This window comes from Streptomyces sp. NPDC020362, from assembly GCF_040642095.1.
GTDB lineage: Bacteria > Actinomycetota > Actinomycetes > Streptomycetales > Streptomycetaceae > Streptomyces.
Window position 1 is genome coordinate 95,834 of sequence record NZ_JBFAET010000006.1, and the last position, 19,882, is coordinate 115,715.

The window sequence follows — 19,882 nt, forward strand, 5'->3', positions numbered from 1 at the left end:
AAGGGCTGAGCACGGTCGGGCTCCCGCCACCGGCGGGAGCGCACCAAAGGTGAACGAGCCGATCAAAAGGGGAGGTGTGATGTACGTCGGGATCGATGCGGGCACGTCCATGGTGAAGGCCGCCGCCTTCGACGCCGCCGGCCGTGAACTGGCCGTCGAGGCGCGGCCGGTGGGGCTCGATCTGCGCGAGGGAGCCGTGGAGCAGGACATGGAGGAGGTGTACGCGGCCGTCCTCGCCGTGCTGGAGGCGGTGACCGCGCGGGTGCCCCAGCCGGTGGAGCTGGCCGGGCTGACCGGGCAGGGCGACGGGGTGTGGCTGGTGGACGCGGCGGGCCGCCCGGTACGGCCCGCGCTGTCCTGGATGGACGGCCGGGCCCACGACCTGGTGGACCGGTGGCTGGCGGACGGCACCTTCGAGACCGTCTTCCGGCGCACCGGCAGCGCCATGTTCCCCGGCTGTCCGGGCCCGCTGCTGGCCTGGCTGGACCGGCACGAGCCGGCGTCGCTGGACGCGGCCGCCGCGGCCGTCTACTGCAAGGACATGGTCTTCCAGCGGCTGACCGGCGGGGCCCGCGCGGTGACGGACGTGTCGGACGCGTCGATGCCGTTCCTGGACCCGCGCACCCGGTCGTACGACAACGGGGCCGTGGAGCTGCTCGGGCTGGCCCACCGCCGCAGGCTGCTCGCCCCGGTGGCCGACCCGGTGGCGACGGCCGAGGCGTGCGGCGCGGGCCTGCCGCCCGGCACCCGGGTCGCGAACGGCCCGTACGACCTGCCCGCCTGTGCGCTCGGCGCGGGCGTCACCGCACCCGGGGACGGCCTGCTGATCGTCGGCACCTGTCTGGCCGGCCTGGTCGCGACGACGGAGCTGGACCTCGGCGGTGAACCGGCCGGTCTGTACATCTCCACCGACCGGCCCGGCCACTGGCTGCGCGCGATGCCCGCGATGGTCGGCACGGCGGCCCTGGACTGGGTGCTGCGCACCACGGGCGTGCGGTATCCGGAGGTCGATGCCCTGCTGGCCGCCACGCCGCCCGGCGCACACGGGGTGCGGGTGCTGCCGTACTTCGCGCCCTCCGGTGAGCGGGCCCCCTTCGTGGAGCCCGGGCTGCGCGCCGAACTCACCGGTGTCTGCCTTGAGTCGACGCCCGCCGATCTGATCCGCGCCACCTGCGAGGGCATCGGGTACGCGGCCCGGCACTGCCTGGCGGCGGCGGGTCTGACCGGTTCGCTCGCGGTGTGCGGCGGCGGCACCCGCAGCCCCGCCTGGATGCGGTTGCTGGCCGATGTCCTGGGCCGTCCGCTGCGGGTGGCCGGGGGCGAGGTGGGCGCGCGGGGCGCGGTGCTGGCGGCGGCCGAGCGCTGCGGCGTCACCCTGGATGCGGCGGCCTGGACCGAGCCGACGCTGGTGGTGGAGCCGGACGCGGCACGGGCGGCGTACTACGCGAAGGGGTACGAGGAGCACCTGGAGCGGCTGGCCGGGGCACGGGAACGGGCCCGGCGCTGACCGGGCCCGTCCGGGGACCTGCAGACGTGCCGGACGGCTTACAGGTTGCTGAAGTCGGGGCCCTTGGTGCGGGTCCGCTTGATCTCGTAGAAGCCCGGGACGGAGGCGACCGCGAGGGTGCCGTCCCACAGGCGGGCCGCCTCCTCGCCCTTCGGGGCGGGGGTGACGACGGGGCCGAAGAAGGCGATCTGCTCGCCGTCGTCGCCCGGCACCGCGATGACCGGGGTGCCGACGTCCTGGCCGACCTTGTCGATGCCCTCCTTGTGGGAGGCGCGCAGTTCGGCGTCGAACTCGAAGTCCTTCTGCTCGGCGTAGTCGATCAGCTCGGCGGGCAGGCCGACGTCCGCGAGCGCGCCGGCGACGGCCTCCAGGGTCGCGCCCTCGCCGTTGTTGTGGATGCGGGTGCCGAGCGCGGTGTACAGCGGGCCCAGGACGTCCTCGCCGTGCTTCTGCCAGGCGGCGGTCACCACGCGCACCGGCTGCCAGGCCTTGGTGGCGAGCATCTCCCGGTACTCCTCGGGCAGCTCGTCCAGCTTGTTCTCGTTGAGGACGGCAAGGCTCATGATGTGCCAGCGGACCTCGATGTCCCGGACCTTCTCGACCTCCAGCACCCAGCGGGAGGTCATCCAGGCCCAGGGGCACAGCGGGTCGAACCAGAAGTCCACGGGGGTCTTGCCGGACGGGGTGGTCACGGTCTCGGACATGCTTCTCCTCGGCGAGACGTTCTTTTGAAGGCTCAACATCGCCCCTCGCATCCCCATTCCCTACTGCCCCGCGTCAGGGGCGCATGGCAGGATCGGTCCTGTTCACACGTTCCAAGCGACCACGAGGGAGTGCCGCCGGTGCCCGGTGAGAATCTGACCCGCGACGAGGCCCGGGAGCGGGCCGCTCTGCTGTCCGTGGACGGGTACGAGGTGGCGCTGGACCTGCGCTCCGCCGTCGGCGACGGGGGCGGGGAGCCACGCACGTTCCGCTCGGTGACCACGATCAGGTTCCGCTGCAACGAGCCGGGCGCCGCGAGCTTCGCCGACCTGATCGCACCGAGCGTGACCTCTATCACGCTCAACGGGAAGGACCTGAACCCCGGCGAGGTCTTCGACGGCTCCCGGATCGTCCTGGAGGACCTGGCCGCGGAGAACGAGCTGACGGTCGACGCCCGGTGCGCCTACTCCCGCACCGGCGAGGGCATGCACCGCTTCGTGGACCCCGAGGACGACGAGGTCTACCTCTACACGCAGTACGAGCCGGCCGACGCCCGCCGCGTCTTCGCGAACTTCGAGCAGCCGGACCTCAAGGCTCCCTACCGCTTCGAGGTGCAGGCGCCCGAGGGCTGGACGGTGTGGAGCAACGGCGCGGGCGAACTCGCCGACGGAGTGTGGCGGTTCGCGGAGACGAAGCCGATCTCGACGTACATCACGTGCGTCGTGGCGGGCCCGTACCACTACGTGACGGACTCCTACGAGCGGACCTTCGAGGACGGGACGAAGCTGGAGATCCCGCTCGGCGCCCTGTGCCGCAAGGGGCTCGCGCCCTACTTCGACGCCGACGACGTCTTCCTGGTCACCAAGCAGGGCCTGGACTTCTTCCACGGCCACTTCGACTACCCGTACCCGTTCGGGAAGTACGACCAGGCGTTCGTGCCCGAGTACAACCTGGGCGCGATGGAGAACCCCGGTCTGGTCACCTTCCGTGAGGAGTACATCTTCCGCGGCAAGGTGACGCAGGCGTCCTACGAGGCGCGGGCCAACGTCGTCCTGCACGAGATGGCGCACATGTGGTTCGGCGACCTGGTCACCATGGAGTGGTGGGACGACCTGTGGCTGAAGGAGTCCTTCGCGGACTTCATGGGCACGTTCGCGAACGTCGGCGCGACCCGCTTCACCGACGCCTGGATCACCTTCGCCAACCGCCGCAAGGCCTGGGCCTACCGCGCGGACCAGCTGCCCTCCACGCACCCGGTCACGGCCGACATCCGCGACCTGCAGGACGCGAAGCTCAACTTCGACGGCATCACGTACGCCAAGGGCGCCTCCGTGCTGAAGCAGCTGGTGGCGTACGTGGGCGAGGAGGCCTTCCTGGAGGGCGCCCGCCGCTACTTCAAGCGCAACGCGTACGGCAACACACGCCTGGGCGACCTGCTGTCGGTGCTGGCGGAGACCAGCGGCCGGGACATGACGGCGTGGGCGCACTCCTGGCTGCAGACGGCCGGGGTGAACTCGCTGACCCCGCAGGTGCTGCTGGACGCCGGGGGCCGCGTCGCCGAGCTGGCGGTGGTGCAGGAGGCGCCGGAGGCGTACCCGGAGGAGCGCCCGCACCGGATCGCGGTGGGCCTGTACCGCCGCACCCCCGAGGGCGCGCTGGAGCGCTACGCACGCGTGGAGACCGACGTCGAGGGTCCGCGCACGGTCGTGGCGGACCTGGCCGGGGCCGAGGCCCCGGAGCTGGTGCTGGTCAACGACGACGACCTGACCTACTGCAAGATCCGCTTCGACGAGACGTCGCTGGCCACCCTGCGGGCGCACCTGGGCGCGCTGACCGACCCGCTGGCCCGCGCGCTGTGCTGGTCGGCGCTGTGGAACATGACCCGGGACGCGCTGCTGCCGGCGCGGGACTTCGTGGATCTGGTGCTGCGGTTCGGGGGCCGGGAATCCGACATCGGTGTGCTGCAGATGCTGCACGCGTGGGCGAACTCGGCGCTGATGCACTACGCGGCTCCCGCATGGCGGGCGACGGGCGAGGAACTGCTCGCCGAGGGTGCGCTGCGGGAGCTGCGGGCGGCACGGGCCGGCAGCGAACACCAGCTGGCCTGGGCGCGTTTCCTCGCTACGGTCGCCTCCCGCGAGGCGGACCTCGCGCTGCTGAAGGACCTGCTGGACGGCACGGAGACGATCGAGGGCCTGGAAGTGGACCAGGAGCTGCGCTGGTCCTTCCTGGAGCCGCTGGCGGCCCACGGAGTGGCCGACGAGTCCGTCCTCGCGGCCGAACTGGCCCGTGACGACACGGCGTCCGGCAAGCGGCACCAGGTCCGCTGCCTGGCCGCGCGCCCCTCGCCGACGGTCAAGGCCCAGGCGTGGGCGCAGGTGGTGGAGTCCGACAGCCTGTCGAACGCGCTGGTGGAGGCGACGATCGCGGGCTTCGGCCAGCCCTCGCAGCGGGAGCTGACGGCGCCGTACGCCGAGAAGTACTTCGCCGCGATCGCGCGGTTGTGGCAGGAGCGGTCGATCCAGATCGGCATGGATGTCGTGCGGGGCCTGTTCCCCTCCTTCCAGGACCGGCAGGAGACGCTGGACGGGGCGGACGCGTGGCTCACGTCCCACGCGGACGCGGCTCCGGCACTGCGCCGGCTCGTGCTGGAGGCGCGGGACGACCTGGCGCGGTCGCTGCGCGGACAGGTGTGCGACGCGGCGGCGGCCGACGCCTGAGCCTTGGCCTGAGGTCGCCGCTCCCGTGACCGTTACGGAATTCAGGCAATAGGAGCCGTAACCCCTGGTCCGCACCCGATCGGACCAGGGGTTTTCGCTGCCTACTCGACACCCGAACACCCGTCCTTTAGTACCACCTTGTCCGCATTCATCGACGGCCCTGTAACAGCGGTTAAAGGCGGGACGAAGCGCGGGAAGTTCGTGGCCATGACGCACAACACCCCGCTCTCCCCCCGCCCCCTGCGCCACCTCTCCGAGGTCCACCGCCGCGTCCTGACGGCGGCTCAGCTCCGCTCGCACGGCGTGACCTCCGCCGAACTGGCCGAACACTGCCGCCCCGGCGGCCCCTGGCAGCTTCTCCTGCCGAACGTGATCCTGCTCCACCCCGGCCCGCCGACCAGCGAGGAGCGGCTCCACGGCGCGATGCTGTACGCGGCGCGCGAGACGACGCCGGGCGTGCCGTCCCAGCCCACCGCCGAGGACCCGCACCGACCGGTGTACGCGGAGGCGGTGATCACGGGCCTGGCGGCCCTGACCCTGTACGGCTTCTCGTCCACCCCGCCGCTGCTGTCCCTGGACCACGTCGACGTCCTGGTCCCGCGCATGCGCCGGCTGCGCTCGGCCGGGTACGTGCGGGTCCTGCGCACCTCCTCCCTGCCGACTCCCCGGGCGGTGACCGGACTTCCGGTGGCGCCGGTGCCGCGCGCGCTGGCGGACGCGGTGGCGGAGCTGACCGACGCGGGTGCGGTACGGCGTCTGCTGACGGAGGCGGTGCGCGCCGGGCACTGCGAACCCGCCGCGGTGGTACGGGAGTTGACCGCGGCAAAGCTGCTGACCCGGCCGCACGTGGTGGACGCGGTGGACTCGCTGCTGGCCGAGGGCCGGGCGATCGCGGAGGACCGGCTGTTCCGGATGGTCCGCGAGTACGGCCTGCCCGACCCGGTCTGGAACGTGGACCTGCGCCTGCCCGGCGGCCCCCACCTGGGCGGCGTGGACGCCTACTGGCCGGACCAGGCCGTGGCGGTGGAGCTGGACACGCGGGCGCCGCGCCAGGACGAGGACGCGCTGTGGTCGGAATACGCCCGCAAGCGGGAGCACCTGGAACGCCTGGGGATCACGGTCGTCTACATCACCCCCCGCAAGCTCAGGGCGTCCCTGGCGCAGCAGGCGGCGGTGATCCGTACGGCGCTGATGGCGTCGGGGGACCGCGATCCGGCCGCTTACGTCGTGGTGCTGCCCCGGTAGTGACGGACCGAGGGAGCACCAGGAGGGGAGAGGAGGGGCCACCGGGCCGGACACCGGTGGCCCCTCCTCATGCGTGGCGCCGTCGGGCAACTTCTGCTGCGCCGCCCGGGTGAGGGGTCACCCGGGCGGACCAGCACGGCGGGCGGGGCCGGTCGGGGCCGCGGTACAGGAGACTCATGAGACAGTCCCGAACAGCGACGGGCGCGGCCTCCCTCCTCCTCGCGGCCGCCTGCGCCTTCGCCGACCCCGCGACGGCACAGACGGCGCCCCGGACCGAGGCCGCCGGGTATGTGGCCCTCGGTGACTCCTACTCCTCCGGTGCCGGAGCCGGCGACTACCTGCCCCCGGACAAGGGCTGCAAGCGCAGCAGCCACGCCTACCCCGTCCTGTGGGCCGAGGCCCATGCGCCGTCGTCCTTCAGCTTCGTCGCCTGCAACGGCGCCCGCGCGACCGACGTCCTGGACGACCAGCTCGGTCCGCTCGGCCCGACCACCGGCCTGGTCACCCTCACCGCGGGCGGCGCCGACGCCGGCTTCTCCGGCGCCATGACGACCTGCGCGCTGGGCGGCACCACCCGGTGCCTGTCCGCGGTCTCCGGCACCCGCGCCGCCATGGACGGGCCCCTGCGGGACAACCTCGACCGTCTCTACTCGGCCGTCAGGGACAGGGCGCCCGCCGCACACGTCGTGGTGCTCGGCTATCCGCATCTGTACCGGCTCAGGGGCAGCTGTGCGCTGGGCCTCGCGGACTCCGAGCGGGCCGCCGTCAACGACGCCGTGGACCACCTCAACGAGGTGATCGCCCGGCGCGCCGCCGCCCACGGATTCACCTTCGCCGATGTCACCGCCGCCTTCGCCGGCCATGAGATCTGTTCCGCCAGTCCCTGGCTGCACAGCGTCGACGTGCTGGCGATCACCGAGTCGTACCACCCCAACGCGCCCGGGCAGTCCCTCGGCTACCTCCCGGCTCTCACCCGCGCGTCCTGAAGCCCGCCGCGCGCCTACGGCGCGGCAGAGGGTGACACCGACGGCGGGGCGGGGGGCGAGGCGGACGGCGGGGGGTAGCTGGGGTGCAGCCTGGCGGGCAGCGGGGCCAGCGTCCCGCACAGCGCGGCCGGGAACCCGGGCTCCTTGCGCTGCACGTCCCGGCAGCCTCCCCGCACGCTCTCGAGGACCGGCTCCCACCCGGACTTCCCGGCCCGGAAGAACCAGCGGTCGCCCAGCGCCGACGAGCAGGCGGGATCCGAGGTGTCGTCACAGGCCGGTCCCGTGCGCCAGGAGAAGTCCAGCACCAGCCATTTCCCGTCGCACCGCTGCGCGTCCCGGTACGTGTGCCGGGGCGCGTCGACCGCCGTCAACGCCTGGTCGTAGGAGCCGGCGGTACAGCCGGTGGCCGGCGGGTGGCAGCCGAGCGGCCCGCACAGCCGCAGCGCGGGCGGCCTCGCGCCGTCGAGGGTGAAGTGCGTGTCGTGGTCGACGATCAGGTCCTGCTCGCCGAGCGGCCCGGGCAGCCGCACCCGCGCCGTGGCCGGCTTCTCCCGGGTGCACCCGGAGCGTCTGTCCCCGTCGGGCGAGACGAAGGTGATCTGCACCCGCACGGCGCCGTTCACACGGTCCGTGACCACGGCCTTGAGGTCCTTCACACAGGCGTGTGCCCCGCCGGGCACCCGGGTGCCGAGGCTCAGCGTGCGGCCGTCGGCGCCGAGGCGTGCTCCCGTGACGCCGGAGGGCTCTTCCGTCGTCCAGGGCAGCGGCGAGGCCCCGTCCGTCGCGCCGGCCACCTGTTTCCCGCACGCCCCGAGAAGCAGCACGGCAACGGCCCAGAGCACGGCGACCGCGCCCCGTCTTCCGCCTGGTCGCACGAGCACTCGATCTCCCCCACAGCATCGACGTCGCCCGGGACCGGTTCAGGGCGCGGGGGTCACCGTAGCGAAGGACGCCGCCCGGGCCTCCCGCCCGCCCCCGCTACAGCGGCTCGGGCAGCGTCGGCAGGCGCGCGGCCTCCATGTGGACGCCGTCGAGCAGCGCGGCGTAGGCCGCGATCATGCGCGTACGGCTGAAGCGTTCGCGGCTCGCCGCCAGCGCCGGGGCGAACTCGGCGCGGCCGGCGACCGCAGCCGTCCAGGCCAGGGCGATGGCCTGCGGGTCCTGCGGGGTCACGAAGCCGTGACCCCGGACGATCTCCGCGCTGTCGCCCACGTCCGTGGTCACGGGGACGGCGCCGCACATCATCCCCTCGATCAGGCACAGCGGCGCCGCCTCCCCGGAGGCCGAGGTCAGGGCGACGACGTCGGCGCCGGCGTAGACGGTCTCCATGTCGCGGCGCACGCCGAGGAGGCGGATCCTTTCCGCAAGGTGCCGGTCCGCGCCGAACGCGACCTCGATGTCGGCCCACAGGGCCGGGTTCGTGTCGTTCATGCCCGCGCCGCACATCAGGACGTGGCCCTCGGGCTCGCGGGCGAGGTAGGCACGGGCGGCACGGAGGAAGAGCGGGACGTTCTTCATCGTGGCGTAGCGGGCCGCGAAGACGATCACCGGCGCAGGGGCCGGGATGCCCAGACGGGCGCGGAACGCCAGCCGTGCCGCCGCGTCCGGACGGAAGCGGAGCAGGTCCACGCCGTTGGGAATGACGTGCAGCACCTCGTCCGGAATGCCCGCCGCCCGGTACGCCGCCCGGGTCGACTCGGCGCAGCACACGCACGCGACCACCGTGCCGTCGGAGATCGCGGCCTTCAGCTCGTCCAGGGCGGGTCCCTGGTTCTCGGGGTCGGAGCGGTGCAGGCCGACCACGACCGGGCGGCGCGGCAGGCCGCCCTGGTTCAGGAGGGCGAGCGGCTGTTCCTTGAGGGAGAGGATCACATCGGCCGCGGCCATGGCCCGTGCCGTTTCGGCCAGCTCCGGTCCGCTGAAAACGGACGCCGCGACCGATCCGTCCACCAGGCCCGCGGTGCGCCCCAGTGACGCGACCCCCACGCCGCCGCCCGTGAGCGACCGGTAGCAGGGGTCGTCCTCCATCCGCTGCCGGGTGGCCTCGCGGTGGACCTCTCCGTGGATGCTGAGCACCTGGTGGGACTGGCCGCCCTCGGCCAGTCCCAGTACGACGTCGCTGTGCACGATCCGGGCCCCTCCGGAGAAGAAACCCTCGTAGACCGACAGCACTCGCAGTCCGTGCCTCATACGCACACGACCACCCGCCTTGCATAAATGATCGAGAAGATCGAGCCATCCCCGTCAACAGCGGGTTAGCCGATATGAGGCGGTACGGACATTACGTACGAGTTAACGCAGAACTACGCGCATGAAACGTTGCCTAACAGAATTCCTTTTCGATCACGGCGAGTGCGTCCCCGGTCCAGTCCCCGTTGAAATTCAGCGCCAGCGCATGGCGGCCGTCTGCCGTCGCCACCGCCGCGGACTGGGAGCCATGGATGCCGCCGTCGTGGCCCCAGACATGAACACCACAGGTCAGCGCGGTGTCGATGAGCCCGAGACCGTAGCCCGTGTTCGGGGTACCGCCGGTCTTCACGGTGGTCTTCATTTCCTTCAGCTGCTCGGGCGGAAGGAGTTTCCCGCGCAGCAGGGAGCTGTAGAAACGATCGAGGTCCGCGGAATCCGAGATCAATTCCCCGGCCGCGGAGGCGATGGACGGATTGAGGTTCGTGGCGTCGTACGTCGGGCCCGTCGGGTCCGTGAATTTCGAGTAGGCGCGGCTGCTGGGCCGCGGGACCGTGACCCGGGTACCGGGGAGGGAGGTGGCCGTGAGGTGCAGGGGGTCGATGATGCGGCGGGTGATCTCCGTGGCGTACGAATGCCCCGTCACCTTCTGGATCACCATGCCGGCCACGACGTAGTTGGTGTTGGAGTACTTCCAGGACGTGCCGGGCGCGAAGTCCGGCTCGTGCTTCGTCGCGATCGCCACCAGGTCGAGCGGGGCACGCGTGTCGTAGCGGTGCGCGAAGAAGCCGTCCTTGGTGAAGTAGGTGCGGGCGAAGTCGTCGTCGGCCGTGTAGTTGTAGATGCCGCTGGTGTGGTTGAGGAGCTGCCGGACGGTGATCCTCCGGCCGTCGTGACCATGGCCCCGCACCACTCCGGGCAGCCAGTGGTCCACCGTGTCGTCCAGGGACAGCCGGCCCTCCGCCTCCAGCTGGAGCAGGACGGTGGAGACGAAGGTCTTGGTGATGCTGCCGACCCGGTAGCGGTCGGCCGTGGAGCGCTGCCTGCCCGTGTGCAGGTCGCCCACGCCGGCGGTCGCGGACCAGGTGCCGTGGGCGTCCTTCACGGTGGCGGTCACCCCGGGCACGCCGGCCCGGACCGCCGCCTCGATCGCGCGGCGGGTGGCCGGGTGGCCGTTGCCTTCGCGGTCGCCCGGGGCGGGGCCGGCCGCGAAGGCCGGGCCCGCCACGGCGGCCGTGAGGAGCAGGACGGTCGCGCCCACCAGGGTCGTCCGTACACGCATGCCTTTCCCCCAACTGTGCCGTTCGGTTCGGTCGGGATGAGGGACTGGTGGCGGTGTGCGAAGGTTGCGAGCTTGTAGCCCGGTTGAGTGACTATCAGCCCTTCTTCAGCACCAGCTCCGTGTTCCGGTCGTCCGCGTTGCCCGCGAGGGTCTTGCTGGCGCCGGGGGCGTTGTAGGACAGCTCGCGGTAGAGAGCGGCGAGGCCGGTCTGGGAGAGGTCGGCGAAGTCGGTGCGGTGCGGGGCCGCCGACTCGATCAGGGTGGTGAAGACGGAGAGCGTGCCGTCCTTGTTGTCCACCAGCTCGATGACCCGGGCGAGCTGGGGGTAGTCGACGTGCGAGGCGGTGGAGATCTCCCAGAAGGAGCGGCCGCCGGAGGCCTTGTGCGGGGTGATGACGTTCTTGTGGATGTGCCCGTTCACCCAGGCCAGCACGTTGCCGTGGGAGGCGAGGACCGAGATCACCTCGGCGCCGTCGTGGCGGCGCTCGCCGGGGCGGGCCGGGTCGGGGCGGGTGTTGGTCATCGTCTTGCTGGTGTGGTGGCTGAAGACGACGGCGTAGGAGTCCTTGTTGTCCTTGAGCGTCTTCTCCAGCCACGCCAGCTGGGCGGTGCCGATGGAGCCCTCGTAGTGGCCGCCGGCGTCGGTGGTGTCGAGGCTGATGCCGATGACGTCGTCGGAGATGCGGAAGGCGTAGTACTGGGTGCCCGCATCCAGGTTCGCCGAGGAGTAGCCGTGGCCGACCGGGCCGTGGCCCTGGTGGGCGGGGTCCAGGTGGGCCTTCAGATAGTCCGCGCAGGTGTACGGGGCCCGCTTCTCGTCCGGGGTGACCGAGTGCGTCGAGCGGGCGTGCGCCTTGAGGAAGTCGCGGTAGCCGACGCCCTTGGGGTCCGTGGCGTTCTTGATGGCGTCCTGGAGCTTCTTGGCCTCGGCGGCGGTGACGTTCATCAGCTTCTTGCCGCCGATGGCCGCCTCGGCGAGGTAGCGGTCGCCGTGGGAGCCGTAGCAGCCGAGCGGGAGGGCGTCGTGGTTGCCGACGGTGGAGTACCAGGGCAGGTTGAGGCCGGGGCTCTGCACCTCCCGGATCGCGGCGGCCAGGAAGCCCTTCAGGTGCGGGAAGCCGAGCGCCTTGTCGCCGTCGCGGGCGGTGGAGTCGGGCTGCCAGTACAGCTTGAGGCCGCTGTTCTGCACGCCCTCGTAGTGCCGCGGGTCCCCGCTGTTGGGTGTGATCCGGCCGCCGCTCATCACCTTCATGAACCACTCCAGTTCGGAGTGGGCGTTGTTGTCGGTGTTGTCGCCGGTGGTCATGACGAAGTGCAGCGGGGCGCCGGTGACGGGGGCGCCGTGCAGCGCGTTGACCCGCTCGACGAGCGAGATGGCGCCCGGCACGGTCAGCGCCTCGTGCGGGCGCCAGGCGTGCGGGTCGGCGGAGCGCAGGAACTCCAGGCGCAGCGGGTGCTGAACGTCCATCAGGTGCAGGTCGGTGAACTGCACGAACGCGGCGAGCGTCGTACGGCGGCCCGCGCGGCCCGACTTGGGGGCGGCCAGCTCGCTGCGCACGACCCGCTTCCAGCCCGGGCCGTCGCCGAGGCGGCGGTAGCCGGAGCTGTTGCGGGGGGCCGCGACGGAGGCGAGGGTGGTGCCCTTGGTGTAGGGGGCGAGCGGGCTCGCCGCCGCGGCCCGCCGGGACTGGGCGACGGGCGCCTCGGCGGTGGTGGTGGCCTCGCTGTCGGTCGGGCGCAGGACGTAGCCGACGCCCGCGGAGAGCGAGACCGCTCCGGCGGCGGCGAGGACGGTACGGCGGTGGACCCCCAGAGCGGAGGTGGCGACAGAGCGTATGCGCGACATGGCGCGATCTCCCCGAGTGCGAACGCGTCGGCTGTGGTCGCGGGCCGTCGCAGGCGCGAACGCCCCGCTCGCTCTGGATGGTTGGCACCGGGGATGACCTGCGCGTGAACGCGGCGGCAACGCGCAGCGCCGATCACCGTACGTGGATCTCGGGGTAGGGGTTGCGGTCATGGAGTGGATTGCGAGTGGCCGGAGGCCGGTTACTCCTCGTTCATCTCCTGGGGTAGGGGACGGGTTTCCGGGGCCAGATGTCCGTCCGCCGGGCGCTCGCGCCACAGCCGCAGCGCCACGTCGACCAGCCGCACCCGGTTCAGGCCGGACAGGGCGTCCAGCGCCTGCCAGGCGGCGAGGTCGGTGGAGCCGCCGACCTCGTTGCGGAGTTCGCCGCCGGCGATCTCGCCCTCGTAGAGGATCCGCAGGCCCTGGTGGTCACCGAGGCGGCGCAGGCGTCCGCCGCGGAAGACCCGGCTGCTGGTGTCCACGCCGAGCAGATTGGTCACCCGGATGCGGTAGCCGGTCTCCTCGGTCACCTCGCGGCGGACGGTGTCGTACGGGTCCTCGCCGTGCTCCATGCCGCCGCCCGGCAGGACCCACTCGGGGGTGCCGTCGGGGGCCGGGGACCGGGCGAGCAGGATCTGTCCGTCGCGGACGCACACGGCGTAGGCCGCCACCCTCAGCTTCCGTCGCATGGACGGACGTTAGCGCGCGGGCTCCGGGTTGGCGGGCGAATATTCCAGTGCCGACCAGCGCAGGGGAACGGCGGCCGGCGTCTCCAGCACCTCGGTGACGGCGAAGCGGACCGTCCGTTCGCCGTCGGGTCCGAACGCGGTGTGCGCCTCTCCGGTGAGTTGGAGGGCGGTGCCGCTCGTCCAGTCCAGGAAGAGCACTCCGGCGCGGGGGTCGGTGCGCAGATTGCCCAGGGTGAGGAACATGGCGTTGCCCGGGTAGTCGGGCCAGGTCAGTGTGCGGGCCGAGACGGCCCGGACGAAGCCGGGGTTGCCGCCGCGGTGGCTGACGTCGGCGCCGTGGCCGTGGACCGTGGCCAGGAAGAAGGTGTCGGCCGCCGCGATGAACTCCCGCTGCTGCGCGGTCAGTTCGCCGCCCCGACGGGGCTTGCCCGGCGTCCGGTCCACGGTCTCGTAGCCCTCCCGGCGCTGGATGTACTTCGGGCAGTTGGAGAACACCTGGTCCGCCGTGACGGCGAAGCCCCTTGCCGTCGGCCGCAGCCGGCCGTTGAGGCGCATGCGACGGCGGGTGCGCGGGTCGAGGGCGATGGTGCCGACGGGGGTGCCCGGGGTGGCCAGGGCCGCCGTGAGCGGGTCGGCCGGGGGCGACCCTCCCGCGACGGACATCTGCCGGGGCCCGGTGGCCCGCACGAAGCCGGGTGGGCCCGCGAGCGGCGAGGCCCACACCCGGCCGGTGCCGGGATCTGCCGCGCCCACGACCAGCAGGGGCTGGATGCCGAGGAAGGCCGCCGCGACCGGTTTGATGTCCTGGCCGAGGGAGCGGCCGACGTGGTCGGCGCGCTCGCGCACCCCGACCAGGTCCTGCAGAGCGCGCGAGCCCGCGTGATACCCACCCATGACTAGAAGAAGCCGCAGGTCGGAGCGGAGGCGTGCGGGGCCGGGGCCTGCTCGGAGCCCAGGGGTGCGGAGATCTCCAGGCGGGTGCCGTCGGGGTCGTGGAAGAAGATCCCGCCCGAACCGGCGCCCTCCCCGTGGGCGACCACGCCGTCGTGGTGGAACTCCACCCCGGCACCGCGCAGCACCGTCTCGTACTCCCGGACCCGGTCCATCGAGCCGGCCGCGAAGGCCAGGTGGTGCAGTCCGGCCCGGCCGCCGTCGTACGACTCCTGCGCCTGCTGCCAGAGGGTGAGGACGGGCCCGCCCTCACCGTCCCGCTCGCCCAGGAAGGCGTACCGGCGGCCGTCCTCCTTGCCCTCGGCGAGCAGCGCGAAGCCCAGGACGTCCCGGTAGAAGGCGAGCGAGCGGTCCAGATCGGTGACGTTCAGGCCGGTGTGGCCGGTGCGCAAGGTCATGACTCTCCCCTTCGGGCTGCCCTTCACGGGCTCTCTAACCGACGTAAGCCACATTAGAAGGTTAGGGGCGAGAGCGTCAACCGGTCACGTACTCTTGAACGGTTAGCCGAGAAGGAGTGCCCATGTCCGCCGTCCGCGACCCCCGCCCGCTCACCGGCGAGCCCCTCGCCCTCGACCTGCTCAACACCCGGTGGAACCGCGAGGGCGCCACCCAGGACCTGCTCGCCGACACCGAGGGGCTGGCCGTGTGGCTGGCCACCAACGGACTGGACGTCGCCCACGCGGGCGACGAGGGCACGCTGCGCCATCTGCGGGAGGCGCGCGAGGCGCTCAAGACCGCGGTGGACGGATCACCGGCCGAAGCGGCGCCGCTCGTCGACGCCGTCCTCGCGCACGGGCGCATCCGGGCCCGGCTGACCGCCGAGGGCGCGGCCGAGGAGCCCGAGTTCGCCGACCCGTCCTGGGAGCCGGCCTGGCTGGCCGCCCGCAACTACCTCGAGCTGCTCACCGAGGCCCCGGACCGGATCCGTTCCTGCGCCCACGAGACATGCGTCCTGCACTTCTACGACACGTCCAGGAACGGCACCCGCCGCTGGTGCTCCATGGCCGCGTGCGGCAACCGCGCCAAGGCGTCCCGGCATTACGCCCGCTCCAAGGAGAGCTGAGCGAACCGGCGAATCCGCAACCATTCAGGCGTTAGCCGGTCAAAACCCATCGCGGGTTTTCCCCATACATCGATATCGTTTCGGTCAACGGTCCCCAAAATCCCATCCCTTGGGTGAAGCTGTGCCCTCGTCCGGCACAGCACATTTCACCTACAAGGGATGCCGATGACCCTCACCCCCGAGCGTGATCCGATACCCGGTCCGAGACGCCTGGCCCGCATAGCCGTGGCCGTGGGCGTGGTGGCCGCTCTCTCCGCGGCCGGGCCGATACCCCTGGCCCTCGCCGCGGACACTCCCCCACTGCTCAACGCGCGGGAGGTGCCCCCACCGGCCACGGCCACCGACCCCGGCGTCAAGTCCGCCCGGAACAAGCTGGGTTCGGACGACGCCGACCTGCTCGCCGAGGCCAAGGCGGACGGCGACAAGAACGTCACGATGATGATCGCGACCGCGCCGGGGCAGACCGAACAGGTCGCCAGGGAACTGGACGCGGTCAGGGGCGGCTCGGTGGGCCGGACCTACGACAGGCTCGGCTATGTCCGGGCCACCGTCCCCACCGGCAGGGCGGACTCGGCCATCGCCGCCGCCGCCAAGCTCTCCTCGGTGCACGCGATCGACCTGCGCCAGGAGATCCAGCTGGACGACCCGACGCCGAACGGCACGAAGTCCCCGTCGGGCAGGGCCGCCTCCGGCGGGCCGGACAAGAACACCCCCGCCGAGAACCCGTACAACCCGTCCTTCGAGACCGGTGCCGTCGACTTCGTCGAGGAGCACCCGAAGGCGGACGGCCGGGGCGTCACCATCGGCATCCTCGACTCCGGCGTCGACCTCGGCCACCCGGCGCTGCAGAAGACCACCACCGGCGAGCGCAAGATCGTCGACTGGGTGACCGCGACCGACCCGATCGTGGACGGCGACGCCACCTGGCGCCCCATGGTCACCGCGGTCTCCGGCCCGAGCTTCGGCTACGGCGGCCAGACCTGGACGGCGCCGGCCGGCTCGTACCAGATCAGCACCTTCAAGGAGTCCGCCACCACCGGCGGCGACGAGAAGGGCGACCTCAACCGGGACGGCGACACCACCGACAGCTGGGGCGTCCTGTACGACCCGGCGGCCGGCACGGTCACCCTCGACCTGAACAACAACCACGACTTCACCGACGACACCCCGATGAAGCCGTACAAGGACGGTTACCAGGTCGGCTACTTCGGCACCGACGACCCGAAGACCGACGTCGTGGAGCGCGTGCCGTTCGTCGTGCAGATCCGCAAGGACGTGCCGATGGACCCGTACGGCGGGGACTGGACCGGCAAGAAGGCCGACTTCGTCAACATCGGCGTCATCGAGTCCGAGCACGGCACCCACGTGGCCGGCATCACCTCCGCCAACGGCCTGTTCGGCGGGAAGATGAACGGCGCCGCCCCCGGCGCGAAGATCGTCTCCTCCCGTGCCTGCACCTGGACCGGCGGCTGCACCAACGTCGCGCTCACCGAGGGCATGATCGACCTGGTCGCCAACCGGGGCGTCGACATCGTCAACATGTCGATCGGCGGCCTGCCCGCACTGAACGACGGCAACAACGCGCGCGCCGAGCTGTACACCCGGCTCATCGACACCTACGGCGTCCAGCTGGTCATCTCCGCGGGCAACTCCGGCCCCGGCGCCAACACCATCGGCGACCCCGGCCTCGCGGACAAGGTGATCTCGGTCGGCGCGGGCATCTCCCGGCAGACGTGGGCCGCCAACTACGGCTCGCAGGTGGACAAGCAGTACCAGATGATGCCCTTCTCCTCGCGCGGCCCGCGGGAGGACGGTGGCTTCACACCGACCCTGGTCGCGCCCGGCGCCGCGATCAACACCACCCAGACCTGGCTGCCCGGCTCCCCGGTCGCCGAGGCGGGCTACTCGCTGCCGGCCGGCTACTCGATGCTCCAGGGCACCTCGATGGCCTCCCCACAGGCCACGGGCGCGAGCGCGCTGCTGCTGAGCGCCGCGAAGCAGAAGGGCATCGACCTGACGCCCGCGACGCTGCGCACGGCTCTGACCTCGACGGCCGACCACATCAAGGGCGTGCAGGCCTACGAGGAGGGCGCGGGCCGCATCAACGTCGTGGACGCGTGGGACGCGATCCGCGACGACGCGGCCTCGCACGAGTACACCGTCAAGGCCCCGGTCGACACCGCACTCGACCAGGCGCTCAAGACCCCGGGCTCCGGCACCGGCCTGTACGACCGCGAGGGCGGCCTGAAGGCGGGCGAGAAGAAGACGTACGACGTCACCCTCACCCGTACGTCCGGCCCGGACAAGGCGGTCCGGCACGAGCTGCACTTCGAGAACAACGCCGGCGGAACCTTCCGCGTCCTCGGTGACGACGTCGTCAGGCTGCCGCTGAACCAGCCCGTGACCGTCAAGGTCCAGGCGGCCCCGCGGTCGGCCGGCATCAAGAGCGCGATCCTGGAGGTCGACGACCCGCGGACCGAGGGCGTCGACAAGCAGATCCTCACCACGGTCGTGGTCTCCGCTCCGGTCCACCACACCTACGCGGCGTCGGGTTCGGTGCAGCGCAACAGCACGCGGTCGTACTTCCTGACCGTGCCCGAGGGCGCCAAGTCCCTGGAGGTCGCGCTCGGCGGGCTGAAGGACAAGAGCCAGACCCGGTTCATCGCGATCCACCCGTACGGCACTCCGGTCGACAACACCGGCACCCCGTACTGCTACGTCAACTACCTGGACGGCAACGGCTGCAAGCCCGACGTGCGGTCCTACGCCGACCCGCAGCCCGGCGTCTGGGAGGTCGAGGTCGAGGCGCGCCGCACCTCGCCGCTGCTCGACAACCCCTACACGCTGGACGTCTCCGTCCTCGGCGCGGCTTTCGACCCCGAGACCGTGACCGTGCCCGAGGCCAAGGTGGGCACCCCGGCCGCCGCCTCCTGGAAGGTGACCAACCACTACGCGGCCCTCGACGGCAGGCTGACCGGCGGCCCGCTGGGCTCCGCCAGGACGGCCCGCCCGTCGCTCAAGGAGGGCGAGACGCAGACCACCACGGTGGACGTCCCGGCCGGCGCCAAGTCCCTGGACGTGGCCATCGGGGGCGTCTCCGACGCGGCCGCCGACCTCGACCTGACCGTGTACGACGCGACCGGCAAGCAGGTCGCGCAGTCCGCGGACGGCGACTCGGAGGAGGCGGTCTCCGTCCCGTCCCCGGCCGCCGGCACCTACACGATCAAGGTCGTGGGCTACTCGGTCCCGTCCGGCTCGACCGCGTACGACTACCGGGACGTGTTCTTCTCCCCCACGCTCGGCACCGTCACGGTCGACGACTCGGCCCCGGTCAAGCTCGGCACGGGCGACTCGGCCACGGTGACCGGCCAGGTCACGGCCGCCGCCGAGGCTCCGGCGGGCCGTGAGTTCTTCGGGCAGGTCCAGCTGGTGAACGCGCGCGGCACGGTCGCGGGCATCGGCAGCGTCAAGATCGAGAAGGTCACGCCGTGACGCGGTGAACCGAGGCGGGGGGGGCGGAGGTCCGGGGGGATCTCCGCCCCTCACGGCTTGTCGGTCGGCGCCTCGCCGGACGGGCACGTGGTGCGCCGGGCCTCGGGCAGCGTCTCGGTGATCCAGGCCCGGTTGACGGCCACGCGGGCATCGCCGACGGCCCACAGGCCGGCGTTGTCCTGGCCCTGGCCGATCCCGACGAGCACGTGCTGTCCCTTGCGCGGGGCGGGTTCGGCTCCCTCGTCGAGGACGAAGGTGACCTCGGCCGGTGTGCGGGCGGGCTTGTAGGAGCGGTTCACGCTCAGCACGATCCGGATCCAGGGGCTGTCGGGCTGTGGCTGCGCCTCGGCCACGGTGCCCTCCACGACCGTCCGGTAGCAGGCGAGGACCAGGGCGGGGTCGGCGGGCCGGCCCTCGTCCCCGGAGACCTTGGCCGGAGCGTTCTCGGCACCCTTGGCCGCACTGTTCGCGCTGTCCGCGGAGCTGCCGCCCTTCATGTCGCCCCCCGAGGAGTGCGTGACGAGCCAGCCGAACCCCGCGGCCATCGCGAACGCGCCGCCGGCCGCGAGCGACCCGAGGGCGATGCGCAGGGCCCGGCGCGGTCCGGACGGACGGCCCGGACGCGGCGGACGGGCGGGGCGCGCGGGACCGACGGGACGGGTCACACTGCGCGTCCGGGGAACGCCTCCCCTGGCTCCCCCGGTTCCCTCGGTGCCTCCGGTTCCCCCGATTCCTCCGGTTTCTTCGGTGCCTCCGGTTTCCCCTGCTCCCCCGGACTCACCGGTCGCCGGCTTCCCGGTCGCCGCCGGCGCCTCGCTGACACCCGAAGCCCCGTCCGCGTCCGGCCCGTCGACTGCCTTCCCGTCGACTGCCTTCCCGTCGGCTGCCTTCCCTTGCGCTCCGTGCCGTTCCGCCTCCTGCCCTGCTGCTTCCGGTCCTCCCGCTTCCGGTTCTCCTGCTCCCGGTCCTCCCGCTTCGTTCGCGGGCAGCAGCTCCCCGGTCAGCGCCTCCGCGAGCCACGTCAGCTGCTCCCGCAGCACCGCCATGTCGGCCTCGGCCGACCGGTGTGCGGCCAGGAAAGCCGTGTCCCGCCGGGCCTCCTGCGACAGCGGCTCGCCCGTGATCGCGGCCAGCAGCGCGTCCATGCCGCCGAGCTCCCCGGCCTCCTCACGGCCCCCGGCGCCCGCCGCGCCCTCGTGCTGGGCGGTCATG

At 72.3% G+C, this 19,882-nt stretch carries 15 protein-coding genes; 6 read left to right on the plus strand and 9 right to left on the minus strand.

Annotation, left to right across the window (positions count from 1 at the left end; all coding sequences use genetic code 11):
• Window positions 1–79: 79 nt before the first annotated feature.
• A complete protein-coding gene (locus AB0H32_RS04765; RefSeq protein WP_361114212.1) occupies window positions 80–1,507 on the plus strand; it encodes an FGGY-family carbohydrate kinase in 1,428 nt (475 codons plus the stop codon).
• Window positions 1,508–1,545: 38 nt separating this feature from the next.
• Here AB0H32_RS04765 and AB0H32_RS04770 read toward each other — a convergent pair whose 3' ends face one another.
• The gene (locus AB0H32_RS04770; RefSeq protein ID WP_361114215.1) at window positions 1,546–2,211 is read right to left on the minus strand and encodes a DsbA family protein; all 666 of its coding nucleotides are present in this window, start codon (window positions 2,209–2,211) and stop codon (window positions 1,546–1,548) included.
• Between the two features lie 138 nt (window positions 2,212–2,349).
• On the opposite strand from AB0H32_RS04770, the gene pepN reads away from it, so the two are divergent.
• The 3 genes from pepN (at window position 2,350) to AB0H32_RS04785 (ending at window position 7,160) form a co-directional block, all read left to right on the plus strand.
• Window positions 2,350–4,929, plus strand: coding sequence for an aminopeptidase N (pepN, locus tag AB0H32_RS04775; protein WP_361114218.1), 2,580 nt, complete (start codon window positions 2,350–2,352; stop codon window positions 4,927–4,929).
• Between the two features lie 207 nt (window positions 4,930–5,136).
• Window positions 5,137–6,174: a hypothetical protein gene (locus tag AB0H32_RS04780; RefSeq protein WP_361114221.1), complete on the plus strand. Its 1,038-nt coding sequence runs from the start codon at window positions 5,137–5,139 to the stop codon at window positions 6,172–6,174.
• A gap of 176 nt (window positions 6,175–6,350) precedes the next feature.
• The gene (locus AB0H32_RS04785) at window positions 6,351–7,160 is read left to right on the plus strand and encodes an SGNH/GDSL hydrolase family protein (protein ID WP_361114224.1); all 810 of its coding nucleotides are present in this window, start codon (window positions 6,351–6,353) and stop codon (window positions 7,158–7,160) included.
• 14 nt (window positions 7,161–7,174) lie between these two features.
• Here the strand turns inward: AB0H32_RS04785 and AB0H32_RS04790 are convergent, their stop codons facing one another.
• From AB0H32_RS04790 to AB0H32_RS04820, 7 genes are all read right to left on the minus strand, one after another.
• Window positions 7,175–8,035 (minus strand): hypothetical protein, encoded by an 861-nt coding sequence (locus AB0H32_RS04790; protein ID WP_361114316.1) that lies wholly within the window; start codon window positions 8,033–8,035, stop codon window positions 7,175–7,177.
• Between the two features lie 103 nt (window positions 8,036–8,138).
• Entirely contained in the window at window positions 8,139–9,332 is a 1,194-nt protein-coding gene (locus tag AB0H32_RS04795; protein WP_361114319.1) for a glycosyltransferase, read from the minus strand.
• 151 nt (window positions 9,333–9,483) lie between these two features.
• On the minus strand, window positions 9,484–10,629 hold the full coding sequence (locus tag AB0H32_RS04800) for a serine hydrolase domain-containing protein (RefSeq protein ID WP_361114227.1): 1,146 nt from the start codon (window positions 10,627–10,629) through the stop codon (window positions 9,484–9,486).
• A 94-nt stretch (window positions 10,630–10,723) separates the two neighbouring features.
• Entirely contained in the window at window positions 10,724–12,475 is a 1,752-nt protein-coding gene (locus tag AB0H32_RS04805; RefSeq protein WP_361114230.1) for a TIGR03767 family metallophosphoesterase, read from the minus strand.
• A 200-nt stretch (window positions 12,476–12,675) separates the two neighbouring features.
• Complete coding sequence (locus AB0H32_RS04810; RefSeq protein WP_361114233.1) at window positions 12,676–13,164, minus strand: NUDIX hydrolase; 489 nt, start codon at window positions 13,162–13,164, stop codon at window positions 12,676–12,678.
• Between the two features lie 9 nt (window positions 13,165–13,173).
• Complete coding sequence (locus AB0H32_RS04815) at window positions 13,174–14,058, minus strand: pyridoxamine 5'-phosphate oxidase family protein (RefSeq protein ID WP_361114236.1); 885 nt, start codon at window positions 14,056–14,058, stop codon at window positions 13,174–13,176.
• A gap of 2 nt (window positions 14,059–14,060) precedes the next feature.
• Complete coding sequence (locus AB0H32_RS04820) at window positions 14,061–14,513, minus strand: VOC family protein (RefSeq protein ID WP_361114239.1); 453 nt, start codon at window positions 14,511–14,513, stop codon at window positions 14,061–14,063.
• Window positions 14,514–14,635: 122 nt separating this feature from the next.
• Between AB0H32_RS04820 and AB0H32_RS04825 the strand changes: the two genes are divergently transcribed.
• Both AB0H32_RS04825 and AB0H32_RS04830 read left to right on the plus strand, forming a co-directional pair.
• The gene (locus AB0H32_RS04825; protein ID WP_361114242.1) at window positions 14,636–15,178 is read left to right on the plus strand and encodes a CGNR zinc finger domain-containing protein; all 543 of its coding nucleotides are present in this window, start codon (window positions 14,636–14,638) and stop codon (window positions 15,176–15,178) included.
• A 165-nt stretch (window positions 15,179–15,343) separates the two neighbouring features.
• On the plus strand, window positions 15,344–18,670 hold the full coding sequence (locus AB0H32_RS04830; RefSeq protein WP_361114245.1) for a S8 family serine peptidase: 3,327 nt from the start codon (window positions 15,344–15,346) through the stop codon (window positions 18,668–18,670).
• Window positions 18,671–18,720: 50 nt separating this feature from the next.
• Here AB0H32_RS04830 and AB0H32_RS04835 read toward each other — a convergent pair whose 3' ends face one another.
• Window positions 18,721–19,881, minus strand: a complete 1,161-nt coding sequence (locus AB0H32_RS04835) for a hypothetical protein (RefSeq protein WP_361114248.1) — start codon at window positions 19,879–19,881, stop codon at window positions 18,721–18,723.
• Between the last annotated feature and the right edge of the window lies 1 nt (window position 19,882).

Coding starts and splice junctions, on each gene's coding strand:
- AB0H32_RS04765 (WP_361114212.1), top strand. CDS start 80: ATGTACGTCGGGATCGATGCGGGCACGTCCATGGTGAAGGCCGCCGCC.
- AB0H32_RS04770 (WP_361114215.1), bottom strand. CDS start 2,211: ATGTCCGAGACCGTGACCACCCCGTCCGGCAAGACCCCCGTGGACTTC.
- AB0H32_RS04780 (WP_361114221.1), top strand. CDS start 5,137: ATGACGCACAACACCCCGCTCTCCCCCCGCCCCCTGCGCCACCTCTCC.
- AB0H32_RS04785 (WP_361114224.1), top strand. CDS start 6,351: ATGAGACAGTCCCGAACAGCGACGGGCGCGGCCTCCCTCCTCCTCGCG.
- AB0H32_RS04800 (WP_361114227.1), bottom strand. CDS start 10,629: ATGCGTGTACGGACGACCCTGGTGGGCGCGACCGTCCTGCTCCTCACG.
- AB0H32_RS04805 (WP_361114230.1), bottom strand. CDS start 12,475: ATGTCGCGCATACGCTCTGTCGCCACCTCCGCTCTGGGGGTCCACCGC.
- AB0H32_RS04810 (WP_361114233.1), bottom strand. CDS start 13,164: ATGCGACGGAAGCTGAGGGTGGCGGCCTACGCCGTGTGCGTCCGCGAC.
- AB0H32_RS04815 (WP_361114236.1), bottom strand. CDS start 14,058: ATGGGTGGGTATCACGCGGGCTCGCGCGCTCTGCAGGACCTGGTCGGG.
- AB0H32_RS04820 (WP_361114239.1), bottom strand. CDS start 14,513: ATGACCTTGCGCACCGGCCACACCGGCCTGAACGTCACCGATCTGGAC.
- AB0H32_RS04825 (WP_361114242.1), top strand. CDS start 14,636: ATGTCCGCCGTCCGCGACCCCCGCCCGCTCACCGGCGAGCCCCTCGCC.
- AB0H32_RS04830 (WP_361114245.1), top strand. CDS start 15,344: ATGACCCTCACCCCCGAGCGTGATCCGATACCCGGTCCGAGACGCCTG.
- AB0H32_RS04835 (WP_361114248.1), bottom strand. CDS start 19,881: ATGACCGCCCAGCACGAGGGCGCGGCGGGCGCCGGGGGCCGTGAGGAG.